Below are 11,631 nucleotides of genomic sequence, written 5' to 3'. Positions count from 1 at the left end.
AGTTGAAGGAACATTTACGGAAAACCCCGCCGGGCGTTTGGCCGCCATGGCCGGGACCGGCGAGGTCGACGTCGTCATCTTTGGCGCCGGCATCAACGGAGCGGGGCTGTTTCGCGATCTGTGCGAGCAAGGCGTCAGCTGCCTGATCGTCGACAAGGCGGATTTCGGCTCAGGCACCAGTGCCGCGCCATCGCGGCTCATTCACGGTGGTTTGAAATATCTCGAAACCGGCGAGTTCGGGCTGGTGGCGCAGTCGACGCTCGAACGCAATCTGCTTTTGAAGAACGCGCCGCACTATGTCAGCCCGCTGCCGACCGTCATCCCGATCTTCTCCTGGAGCAAGGGCATGCTGGCGGCGCTGCGGACGCTGTTCGGCTCGACCAGCGCGCCGCGCAGCCGCGGCGCCATCCTGATCAAGGTCGGCCTGATGATCTATGATTTCTATGGCTCGCGAAACCAGGTCATGCCGCGCCACCGCATGGTCGGGCGGCGCCAGGCGCTCAGCGAGATGCCGGCGCTCAACCCCTCGATCGTCGCCACCGGCACCTATTACGACGCCAAGATAAGCCACCCCGAAAGGCTGGTGCTCGAACTGATCCTCGATGGGCTGGAGGCAAACGCGGCCTCGGCCAGCGCGAACTACACGGCGCTGGTGAAGTCCGCCAATGGCGTGCTGACCTTCCAGCCGGAAAACGGCGGGGCCTTTTCGGTGCGGCCGAAGCTGGTGGTCAATGCCGCTGGTCCCTGGATCGATGATGTCAACGATTTGCTTGGCGCGCCATCGAAGATGATCGGCGGCACCAAGGGCTCGCACATCCTGTTGAAAAACGACGAACTGGTCAAAAGCCTTGCCGGGCGCATGCTTTATTTCGAGGCCGATGACGGCCGTATCTGCCTTGTCTACGACTATCTCGGCCTAGCGCTGGTCGGCTCCACCGACATCAAGGCCGACAATCCCGACGAGGTGCGCTGCGGGCCTGACGAAGTCGAATACCTGCTCGACAGCGTCCGGACGCTGCTGCCGGGAATGGCGTTCAAGCGTGACCAGATCGTCTATGCCTATAGCGGCATCCGGCCGCTGCCGGCCTCGGATGCATCGCTGCCCGGGTTGATCAGCCGCGATCACTCGGCGCCGGTCGCCGAGCCGGACCGGAACAGACCTTTCGCGGTCATCTCGCTGGTCGGTGGCAAATGGACGACTTTTCGCGGCTTCGCCGAAGAAGTCGCCGACACCGTGCTCGGCCGTCTCCAGCGCAGCCGCAAGGTGACGACGCAGATGATGCCGATCGGTGGCGGCAGGAATTTCCCCGCCGATGCGGCAGCGCGAGCAGCCTGGCTGGCGCTGGCTTACTCGCAGACGGCTGCTGAGGAACGGCGTCTCGACGAGCTGCTGTCGCGATATGGCACCAGAGCCACGCAGATCGCCGGGCATGGGTCGGGCGATGAGGGTCGGCTGCCGGATTCGGCAAGCTACAGTTGGTCGGAAATTGACTACATCGTCCGCAACGAGTTCGTCGAACATCTGGCTGACATCGTCATGCGCCGCAGCACTCTGGCGATATCAGGTTCGCTGACAGGCCGGGATCTGCAGGAGATTGCGGCGATTGCCGGGCGGGCGCTGGGCTGGAGCGCCCAGCGCCTTGCAGAGGAAGTCGAGGCCGCAACTGTGGAGCTCGAGGGCCGGAACCTGATGCGGCTGGACTGATCACTCCGTCGCCGATGCTCTCCCCAAGGCAATTCGATCGGTTTGCCCATGGATTTCACGGCATCCACAAGTCACAGACAGATTGGGATTTTTCTTGTGGCCGATATTATCCATCAAAAACAAACATTTGATGCAAAGTAAGATGGTGATGATCTGTGCAATTCCGCTGGTGTCAGCAGGAGGTAACACAGATTGACGTTAAGTTAACACAACAGTATGATCGAGCAACATACCTACCTCCAAATAGGTCGATGTTGCCTGCCGAACGCCGGCAGGCCGGCATATCGGGGAGGGGCGAGGCCTGTGAATTCCCCGCAGGCGTATGCGCCAAATCCGGCGAGGGATTGACAGCGATGCAGAGATGTGAAAATTTTTGCACACAAAGATAATAATATCATCTCAGGGAGGAGATGGCTTGAAATCCGGCGGAACCGCTAACCGCGACCATGAATCCAGCCTCGCCACGCGCGCGGCCTGGCTTCACTATGCCGGGGGTCTCACACAGGCCCAGGTGGCCAAGCGGCTCGGCCTGACCAGCCTCAAGGCGCACCGGCTCATCACCAAGGCCAACCAGGACGGCCTGGTCAGGGTCTTTATCGATGGCGACGTCGCCGAGTGCGTGGAGCTGGAGCAGCGCCTGACCGCCGCATACGGGCTCGACTATTGCGAGGTGGTTCCGGATCTCGACCAGGAAGACCTGCCGCTGAAGGGACTGGGCATCGCCGGCGCGCAGTTCCTGAAGCGGGAGATCGATCGCGGCGAGGACATGCTGATCGGCGTCGGCCATGGCCGCACCCTTGCCGCAAGCGTCGAGTATCTGACGCGCACCGCCGCCGCCCATATCCGTTTCGTCTCGCTGCTTGGCGGTGTGACGCGCAAATTCGCGGCCAACCCGCATGACGTTATGCATCGGCTGGCCGAGCGGACCGGCGCACAGGCCTATGTGATGCCCGTGCCCTTCGTCGCCAACACTGCCGAGGACCGCGAGGTGCTGCTTGGCCAGCGCGGCATCAGCGATGTCTTCGACCTCGCAAGCCGGTCCGACCTGATGTTCGTGGGCATAGGGACCGCCGAGCGAGAAGCCTCGCTGGTCGCCACGGGCATGATCGAACATTCCGAAATCGATGAGGTCAAACGCGATGGCGGTGTCGGTGAGCTGCTCGCCCACTTCTTCGATGACAAGGGGCGCCCTGTGGAAACGGCGCTGTCGGAAAGAATTCTGGCGCTGCCGCGGGACCAGTTGAAAGGCCGCAGGATCGTCGCCGTCGCCGGCGGCAAGGTGAAAGTGCTCGCCATCAAGGCGGTGCTCGAAAGTCGTTATCTGAGCGGCCTGATCACTGATGAAAGCACCGCCCGTGCCCTTGTCGAACAAAACCAATCCAATGGTGCGAAGCGCCATGTGAACGGAGGATCGTCAAATGTGTGACAACGGCAGATCTGCCTCGCTGGCGGTTGCGTCATGAGCGCGAAGGCCGCCACCGCATCGACAAGGCCGGCATCGCCCGGCTTGCGCCGGGCATTTGCCGGCGCCGCGGTTGTCGTCCTGCTCGGCGCCATGGCGCTCGACACCAAGGTGGTCAGGATCGGCTCCGCCGGCGATGTCCGCAGTGCCGTGTTTTCCGCCGCTGACTACGGCAAGTCGGAATTTCCCAAGGTTCAGGCCGATGTCGAGGCGCGCGCCGTCGACGCGGTGACGGTGGCGACGGCGATCGCCAAGGACAGGGCAACGGCCGAGAAGGAATACGGCGTGCCTGCGGGCGTCGGACCGGTCATCTCGGTCAAGTTCACCGGCGTCGTCGGACAAGGAAAATCGGGCATCTACAAGGTCGCCGTCGAGGGCGTGCCCGACACGCTGATGATCCGCGTCCAGACGGGGCCGGCGATCAACGGCACCGAGCTTCGTGACGCCACCGGCAAGATCACATTCGGCCAGTTCACCAACCAGATCGAATACCAGGACGCCGGTTCCGCGCTTAACAACGAGATGAAGAAGGAAGTCCTGGCAAAGCTCGATACGAGCGCCTTGACCGGCAAGACCATATCGGTGGTCGGCGCGTTTAAGCTGGTCAACCCGAAGAGTTGGCTGGTCACTCCCGTGAGGCTGGATATCAAATGAAAGCGGCGTCCGGCACCGAGCCCGCGACTGGCGAAGCCGTGCTTTCGGCGCGCAACATCGTCATGTCGTATGGCGGCGTTCATGCACTCAAGGGCGTCAATTTCGACATCCATCGCGGCAAGGTCACAACGCTGTTCGGAGAGAATGGCGCCGGCAAGTCGACGCTGATGAAGATCTTGTCCGGCGTGGTCACGCCGACATCCGGCGACATCGTGCTCGACGGCAATCTCGTCAGTTTTTCATCATCCTCGGACGCGCGCGATCGCGGCATCTCGATCATCCACCAGGAACTCAGCCTGGCTCCGAATCTCAGCGTGCGCGACAACATCTTCATGGGCCGTGAACTGCGCACCAGGACCGGCCTCGACTTCGCCGAAGAATCGCGCCAGGCGCGCGCGCTGATGGCCGATCTCGAAGAGGACATCGACCCGATGACCCTGGTCGAGGATCTGCGCCTGGGCCAGCAGCAGATCGTGGAGATCGCCCGGGCGCTGTCGGTCGATTCGCGCATCCTCATCATGGACGAACCGACCTCGGCGCTTAGCGCAACAGAGGTTGAGGTGCTGTTCAAGGTGATCCGCGACCTGACCAGTCGCGGCGTCTCCATCGTCTATATTTCGCATCACCTCGAAGAAGCCCTGCAGATCACCGACTATGCGGTCGTCCTGCGCGACGGCGCGATAACGGCAACGGCCGAAGCCAAGGATATCGATCTCGAGTGGATCGTGCGCAACATGGTCGGCGAGAATTTCGATCTCGGCTCGCCACCGACCGGCCATGCGTTCGGCGGGGTCGCCTTGTCGATCGAGGATGTCAGCGTCGTCGACACCTCAGGCTCAGGCTATTCCGTCGTCGACCACCTGTCGCTGGACGTTCGGGCAGGCGAGATCGTCTGCATCTACGGGCTGATGGGCGCCGGGCGCACGGAATTGCTGGAAGCCATCGCCGGACGGGTGCCGATGGCGGGCGGGCGCGCGCTGCTGGAAGGCGAGGACGTCTCGGCCTTGAGCATAGCCCAGCGCATCGCCAGAGGGCTCGTGCTCGTCCCCGAGGACCGCCAACGCGACGGGTTGGTGCAGACGATGACCGTCGGCCGCAATCTGTCGCTCGCCAGCATCGAAGCGTTCGCCAGAGGGCTGTTTCTGTCCCGCTCCAGGGAGCGAGAGCTGGTCGAAGACTCGATCCGCAAGGTGACCGTCAAGACCGCTGGCGGCAACGCCATGATCGGATCGCTGTCGGGCGGCAATCAGCAGAAGGTGGTCATCGGCAAGATGCTGACGACCAATCCCAAGGTCATCCTCCTCGACGAGCCGAGTCGCGGCATCGATGTCGGCGCCAAGGCCGAGGTCTTCCGCTTGCTGAGCGAACGCGCCGCGCAGGGCCTGGCGGTCGTCTTCTCGACCTCGGAGGTCAACGAGTGCCTCAGCATTGCCCACCGCATCGTCGTCATGCGGCGCGGCAGGATTTCAGCCGAATTCGGCGCCAACGCCACCAAAGAGCAGATCATGGCCGCCTCCGGCGAAGCCGTGGTCGCCTGATCACCAGGAATTTCGGAGCCCAGACCATGACCGATGTCAGCCAGGCCAGAAAACAGTCCAGTCCAAGCGCGAGCGAAGGCTTCGATCTCGCCAAGTTGCTGCTCGAGGGCCGGGCCTTCTTTGCCCTGATCGTCATCATCGTCGTCTTCTCGATCCTGTCGCCCTACTACCTCTCGGTGGCGAATTTCCTGACCATGGCCTCGCATGTCGCCATCTTCGGAATTCTCGCGGTCGGCATGCTGCTCGTCATCCTCAATGGCGGCATCGACCTGTCGGTAGGGTCGACGCTGGGCTTGGCCGGCGTCGTCGCCGGCTTCCTGATGCAAGGCGTGACGCTGACCTGGCTGGGCATCGTTCTCTACCCGCCGGTCTGGGTGGTCGCGGTGATTGCCTGCCTGCTGGGCGCTGCTGTCGGGCTGATCAACGGCGTGCTCATCGCGCGCTTCAAGGTTCCGGCCTTCGTGGCGACGCTCGGCGTCATGTACATGGCGCGCGGCCTGGCGTTGCTGATGACTAGCGGCCTGACCTACAACAATCTCGGCGGCAAGCCGGAGCTGGGAAACACCGGCTTCGATGCGCTTGGCTTCAACCGCCTGTTCGGCGTGCCGACCGGCGTCGTGGTTCTCGCGGTCATCGCGCTGATCGGCAGCATCGTCCTGAACCGCACCGCTTTCGGGCGCTGGCTCTACGCCTCGGGCGGCAATGAACGCGCGGCCGAGCTGTCCGGTGTCCCGGTCAAGACCGTGCAGATTTCCGTCTATGTGCTGTCAGGCATCTGCGCCGCCATTGCCGGCCTGATTCTATCCTCGCAGCTGACGTCGGCGGGGCCGACCGCCGGCACCACCTACGAATTGACGGCCATCGCGGCCGTCGTCATCGGCGGCGCGGCGCTGACCGGCGGGCGCGGCAACATCCGCGGAACCCTGCTCGGGGCCTTCGTCATCGGCTTCCTGTCCGATGGTCTGGTGATCATCGGCATCTCATCCTACTGGCAGACAGTGTTCACCGGCGCCGTCATTGTGCTCGCCGTGCTCCTCAATGCCGTTCAGTATCGCCGCCGTAGCAAGCTCTCGGCTTCGACGGGCGGCCAACCGACTTCTCAGAAACGGGGGAAGGCCGAAACGGCCAATCCTGCCCAAGGGAAGACTGCCAGGTGACTGGCAGCAACACCGCGTAATCATTGGAGGAATGTACATGAAAACAATGCTGAAAAGTCTGCTCGCCGCCGCGATGGTCGTCGGGTTCACGGCCGCCGCGTCGGCCGCGGGCCTGATTTCGATCATCGTCAACGATCCGGCCAATCCGTACTGGCTGACCGAGGGCAACGTCGCCAAGGCCGAAGCCGAGAAGCTTGGCTATACGGCCAATGTCGCCGCCCACAAGGGCGACACCAACACGGAAAGCAATTTGATCGACACCGCCATCACCAATAAGTCGGTGGCGATCATTCTCGATCCGGCCAACGCCGACGGCTCTGTCGGCGCGGTGAAGAAGGCGATTGCCGCCAACATCCCGGTTTTCCTCGTCAACGCCGAGATCAACCAGGAAGGCCTCGCCAAGGGTCAGCTCGTCTCCAACAACGCGCAAGGTGCCGCTCTCGGCGCCCAGCAGTGGGTGCAGGCAGTCGGTGAAAAGGGCAAATATGTCGAACTGCTCGGCGCCCCGTCGGACAACAACGCCGCCACGCGCTCGAACGGTTACGCGACCGTGCTGAGCCAGTATCCGGATCTCGAAAAGGTTGCTTCGCAGGTCGCCAACTGGGATCGCACCCAGGGCCACGACAAGATGCAGAGCATGCTGCAGGCCAATCCCGACATCATCGCCGTGATCAGCGGCAATGACGAAATGGCTCTCGGCGCGGTTGCGGCACTGAAGGAAGCAGGCAAGCTGGCTGGCATCAAGGTCGGCGGCTTCGACGGCTCCCCGGACGCGGTTGCGGCGATCAAGTCCGGTGAACTGCAGTACACCGTGCTTCAGCCGGTCGCCATCTTCTCGGCCAAGGCCGTGCAGCAGGCGGACTCGTTTATCAAGACGGGCGCCACCGGTGCGGCGACCGAGAAGCAGCTGTTCGACTGCCTTCTCATCACCAAGGACAATGTCGACAAGTACACCGCACCCTTCGTGCTGTCGGAATGAAACCTGCACAGGGGGTGTCCTTGCGGACACTCCCTGCCTCTTCTACGAGATTGCCCTAGTGAACTGCCTTCGTAACCAACCGGAATTTGCGGCATGAAAGACCTGCTGATCGGCATCGACGCGGGAACGTCGGTGATCAAATCGGTCGCTTTCGATCTGTCCGGGCAGCAGCTCGCCATGACGTCGGTGCCCAACAGCTTCGTCACGCTGGAAGGCGGCGGCGCCGAGCAGGACCTCGATCAGACCTGGCACGACATGGCGCGGACCGTTCGCGATCTCGCGGCCAAGGTCCCCGACCTCGCACAACGAACCGCGGCGATTGCCATCACCGGGCAGGGCGACGGAACCTGGCTGATCGATGGCGACGGCTTGCCTGTCTCGCGCGCCTGGCTGTGGCTCGACGCCCGCGCCGGACACCTGGTGGACGAGATGCGCGCCGATCCCCGGGATCGCAGGCGATTCGAGCTGACCGGCACGGGGCTTAATTCCTGCCAGCAGGGTGCCCAGCTTGCCTTCATGAAAAAGAACAATCCGGACATGCTGGAGCGGGCGGCGACCGCACTGCATTGCAAGGATTGGCTCTACTTCAAGATGACGGGCGAACGCGCCACGGATCCGTCCGAAGGAACCTTCACCTTCGGTGATTTTCGGTCGCGCAGCTATTCCGACGAGGTCCTCGACAGTCTGGATCTGACGACGCACCGCCGCCTGCTGCCGCCCATGCTCGAAGGCACCACCGACCAGCATCCGCTGTCGCGATCGGCGGCAGCAGAGACCGGCCTGCTCGAAGGCACGCCGGTGGTGTTGGGTTACGTGGATATGGTCATGACGGCTCTCGGAGCCGGCCTCTATGATCCCTCAGGCAATGTCGGCTGCACGGTCATCGGCTCGACCGGCATACACACACGCTTTGCCGCCACTCCCGACGATGTCGTGCTGAACGGCGATGGCTCCGGCTACACGATCGCCATGCCTGTTCCGGGTGGCTATGCGCAACTGCAGTCCAACATGGCGGCGACGCTCAACATCGACTGGCTGCTTGGTCTGGCGCGCGACGTGCTCGCCACGGGTGGCGGCAAACCTTCTCATGACGAGTTGCTGAAGGCACTTGATGTCTGGGTGGAGGCGTCGGAGCCGGGATCGCTGATTTACCAGCCTTATATATCGATGGCCGGCGAAAGAGGGCCGTTCGTCGATCCTGATGCACGCGCGGGCTTTATCGGCCTTTCGGTCAAGCACGGCTTTGGCGATCTGGCGCGTGCCGTGCTCGAAGGGTTGGCCTTCGCCGCACGCGATTGCTACCAGGCGATGGGCACCGTGCCGAGCGAGATCCGGCTGTCGGGCGGCGCCGCGCGCAGCCCGTCTCTACGCCGCATCATCGCGGCGGCGACCCGGGCGCAGGTGCGCACCAGCAGCCGCCAGGAAGCCGGCGCTGCGGGCGCCGCGATGATGGCCGCGGTCGGGCTCGGCGTCTATGGCTCCATGGAGGACTGCGCGGCCGAGTGGGTGACGCCGCTTCTCGGCGACTGCGATGCCTATGACGAGGCGCTGTCGCAAACCTACGATGCGCTCTTCCCTTCCTTCGTCGCGGCGCACCGGGCGCTTCGGCCGGTGTGGAAGGGCATGGCGCACCGCACAGGAGCAAGATCTTGAGCAATACAACAGATGTCGTCGATCTCTTCGTGATCGGCGGCGGCGTCAATGGGGCCGGCATAGCGCGTGATGCGGCAGGTCGCGGGCTGTCCGTCATCCTGTGCGAAAAGGACGATCTCGCGCAAGGCACCAGTTCGCGCTCCGGCAAGCTGGTGCATGGCGGCCTGCGCTACCTCGAATATTATGAATTCAGGCTGGTTCGCGAAGCATTGATCGAGCGCGAGGTGCTGCTCGAGGCGGCGCCGCACATCATCTGGCCGATGCGCTTCGTCCTTCCGCACAGCCCGCAAGACAGGCCGGCATGGCTGGTCCGGCTCGGACTGTTTCTCTACGACCACCTTGGCGGCCGCAAGCGGTTGCCGGGGACAAGAACGCTGAACCTGGCGACAGCGCCGGAGGGGGCGCCAATCAAGGATGAATTCAAGCGCGGTTTCGAATATTCCGATTGCTGGGTCGACGATGCGCGCCTGGTGCTGCTCAACGCTCTGGACGCCAAGCAGCGCGGCGCAAGGGTGCTCACGCGCACAGCCTGTGTCGCGGCGCGCCGCGAAGACGGATTATGGTCGATCGACATGCAAGACGGTCGCACGGGTGCGGTAACGAAAGTCCGCGCGCGTGCGCTGGTCAACGCAGCCGGCCCCTGGGTCAACGACATTGTCGGCCGCGTCGCCGGGCAGAATTCCACCCGCAATGTTCGTCTGGTGAAAGGCAGCCATATCGTCGTGCCCAAATTCTGGGAGGGGCGGCAGGCCTATCTCATTCAGAACAACGACAAGCGGGTGATTTTCGTCAACCCGTATGAGAACGATCTGGCGCTGATCGGCACCACCGACATTCCCTACGAAGGCAGGCCCGAGGAAGTGGCGGCCGAGGCAAGCGAAGTCGACTATCTGATCAAGGTGGTCAATCGCTATTTCAAGCGGCAGCTGACGCCACAGGACGTGGTCTACAGTTTCTCGGGCGTGCGTCCGCTCTATGACGACAATGCCGACAATCCAAGCGCGGTGACGCGCGACTATATTTTCGAACTCGACGCCTCCAATGGCAACGCGCCGCTGCTTTCGGTGTTCGGTGGCAAGATCACCACCTTCCGCAAGCTGTCCGAACATGCGCTGGAAAAGATCCAACCGTTCTTTCCGACGATGAAGAAAGCCTGGACGGCCAAAATTCCCTTGCCGGGGGGCGACCTGCCCAATGCGGACTTCGAGCAGTTCCTGAGCGACTTACATGCCGAGTTTTCGTGGCTCGGCTCGTCGCTGGTGAAACACTACGCTCGAAGCTATGGCACCCGCGCCAGACAATTGCTGGCCGGCGCGCATAGCGAGGCGGATCTCGGCCGCCGCTTCGGGCCCGATCTGTATGAACGGGAGGCTAGGTTCCTGGTTGAAACCGAATGGGCCGGCACATCAGCCGATATACTGGAACGCCGCACCAAACATGGCCTGCATATCAATGCAGCCGAGCGCGAAATTTTCGAAGACTGGTTCGGTAACATCATGGCGACGGCAGACTGATGGCCTTCACGCTCTCCCTCAACACCAATCCACTGGTCAATCGCTTCGCCGATCCAGACGATTTGATCGATGCGATCGCCTATGGCATCGGCATCCGCGACGTGCAGCTGACGCATGAATTCGTCAATCCGGGTTGGCCGGCGGCGACGATTGCCAAATTCCTGCGCCGGTTCAACAGCGCCCTGGCGCGGACCGGCGTGCGGATCACCTCCGGCATGACCGGACCCTATGGCCGGCTCAACCATTTCGGCCACCCGGATGCCGATGTCCGGCGCTACTATGTCGACTGGTTCAAGACGTTTGCCGATATTTCCGCCGAACTTGGCGCGTCGGGCATGGGCACGCAGTTCGCCATCTTCACCTACAAGGATTTTGACGATCCGCAACGGCGGGCGGCATTGCTCGACACCGCGCTCGAATGCTGGCGCGAGGTGGCCGAGCACGCCAGGGCGGCGGGCCTGACCTACCTGTTCTGGGAGCCGATGTCGGTCGGCCGCGAGTTCGGCCACACGATCGAAAGCTGCATCACGCTGCAAGGCGCCATCGATGCTGCGAAGCTGCCCCTACCGATGAAGATGATGGTGGATATCGATCATGGCGACGTGACCTCGCCCGATCCCGCCGATACCGATCCCTATGCTTGGGCGAAAGCGTTTCCATTGCAGTCGCCGATCATCCACATCAAGCAGTCGTCCATGAACAAGGGCGGCCACTGGCCGTTCACGGCTGCTTACAACAAGGATGGCCGTATACTTCCGCAAAAGCTGCTGGATGCGGTTCGCCAGGGCGGCGGAACCGACAACGAAATTTGCCTTGAACTTTCCTTCAGGGAGAGGGAACCGGTGGATCATCAGGTTATCGAGATGATCCGCGAGTCGGTGGATTTCTGGGCGCCTCACATCGACAGTGGCCGCGACAGTCTCAAGCCTCGAGCCTGAGCGAATACGTCGCCCGAGAGCCGGCTTCGAT

Annotated in this window: 9 protein-coding genes; all 9 read left to right on the top strand. The window is 62.8% G+C overall.

Annotated features, from left to right (window positions below; all coding sequences use genetic code 11):
* Positions 1-46: 46 nt before the first annotated feature.
* Complete coding sequence (locus ASD12_RS02870) at positions 47-1,705, top strand: glycerol-3-phosphate dehydrogenase/oxidase (protein ID WP_162252208.1); 1,659 nt, start codon at positions 47-49, stop codon at positions 1,703-1,705.
* Positions 1,706-2,120: 415 nt separating this feature from the next.
* On the top strand, positions 2,121-3,131 hold the full coding sequence (locus ASD12_RS02865; protein WP_056581784.1) for a sugar-binding transcriptional regulator: 1,011 nt from the start codon (positions 2,121-2,123) through the stop codon (positions 3,129-3,131).
* A 33-nt stretch (positions 3,132-3,164) separates the two neighbouring features.
* The gene (locus ASD12_RS02860; RefSeq protein ID WP_056581783.1) at positions 3,165-3,821 is read left to right on the top strand and encodes a DUF2291 domain-containing protein; all 657 of its coding nucleotides are present in this window, start codon (positions 3,165-3,167) and stop codon (positions 3,819-3,821) included.
* Positions 3,818-5,359: a sugar ABC transporter ATP-binding protein gene (locus ASD12_RS02855; RefSeq protein ID WP_056581782.1), complete on the top strand. Its 1,542-nt coding sequence runs from the start codon at positions 3,818-3,820 to the stop codon at positions 5,357-5,359. Before ASD12_RS02860 ends, ASD12_RS02855 begins: the two co-directional genes overlap by 4 nt.
* Before the next feature lie 26 nt (positions 5,360-5,385).
* Positions 5,386-6,516: an ABC transporter permease gene (locus tag ASD12_RS02850; protein WP_056581781.1), complete on the top strand. Its 1,131-nt coding sequence runs from the start codon at positions 5,386-5,388 to the stop codon at positions 6,514-6,516.
* Between the two features lie 31 nt (positions 6,517-6,547).
* Complete coding sequence (locus ASD12_RS02845) at positions 6,548-7,495, top strand: D-ribose ABC transporter substrate-binding protein (RefSeq protein WP_056581780.1); 948 nt, start codon at positions 6,548-6,550, stop codon at positions 7,493-7,495.
* A gap of 93 nt (positions 7,496-7,588) precedes the next feature.
* Positions 7,589-9,148, top strand: coding sequence for an FGGY-family carbohydrate kinase (locus ASD12_RS02840; RefSeq protein ID WP_056581779.1), 1,560 nt, complete (start codon positions 7,589-7,591; stop codon positions 9,146-9,148).
* Positions 9,145-10,662: a glycerol-3-phosphate dehydrogenase gene (locus ASD12_RS02835; protein ID WP_056581778.1), complete on the top strand. Its 1,518-nt coding sequence runs from the start codon at positions 9,145-9,147 to the stop codon at positions 10,660-10,662. The genes ASD12_RS02840 and ASD12_RS02835 overlap by 4 nt, the downstream gene beginning before the upstream one ends.
* Positions 10,662-11,600: a TIM barrel protein gene (locus tag ASD12_RS02830; RefSeq protein ID WP_056581777.1), complete on the top strand. Its 939-nt coding sequence runs from the start codon at positions 10,662-10,664 to the stop codon at positions 11,598-11,600. The genes ASD12_RS02835 and ASD12_RS02830 overlap by 1 nt, the downstream gene beginning before the upstream one ends.
* Positions 11,601-11,631: the final 31 nt, after the last annotated feature.

Source organism: Mesorhizobium sp. Root102 (assembly GCF_001425625.1).
Classification (GTDB): Bacteria; Pseudomonadota; Alphaproteobacteria; order Rhizobiales; family Rhizobiaceae; genus Mesorhizobium.
Note: the sequence above shows the minus strand (reverse complement) of the source record. Positions and strands in the feature narration are given on the sequence as shown.

What these genes read in the sequence shown, in the direction of transcription:
- ASD12_RS02870 (WP_162252208.1), top strand. Translation starts at nt 47, where the DNA reads ATGGCCGGGACCGGCGAGGTCGACGTCGTCATCTTTGGCGCCGGCATC.
- ASD12_RS02860 (WP_056581783.1), top strand. Translation starts at nt 3,165, where the DNA reads ATGAGCGCGAAGGCCGCCACCGCATCGACAAGGCCGGCATCGCCCGGC.
- ASD12_RS02855 (WP_056581782.1), top strand. Translation starts at nt 3,818, where the DNA reads ATGAAAGCGGCGTCCGGCACCGAGCCCGCGACTGGCGAAGCCGTGCTT.
- ASD12_RS02850 (WP_056581781.1), top strand. Translation starts at nt 5,386, where the DNA reads ATGACCGATGTCAGCCAGGCCAGAAAACAGTCCAGTCCAAGCGCGAGC.
- ASD12_RS02845 (WP_056581780.1), top strand. Translation starts at nt 6,548, where the DNA reads ATGTACATGAAAACAATGCTGAAAAGTCTGCTCGCCGCCGCGATGGTC.
- ASD12_RS02840 (WP_056581779.1), top strand. Translation starts at nt 7,589, where the DNA reads ATGAAAGACCTGCTGATCGGCATCGACGCGGGAACGTCGGTGATCAAA.
- ASD12_RS02830 (WP_056581777.1), top strand. Translation starts at nt 10,662, where the DNA reads ATGGCCTTCACGCTCTCCCTCAACACCAATCCACTGGTCAATCGCTTC.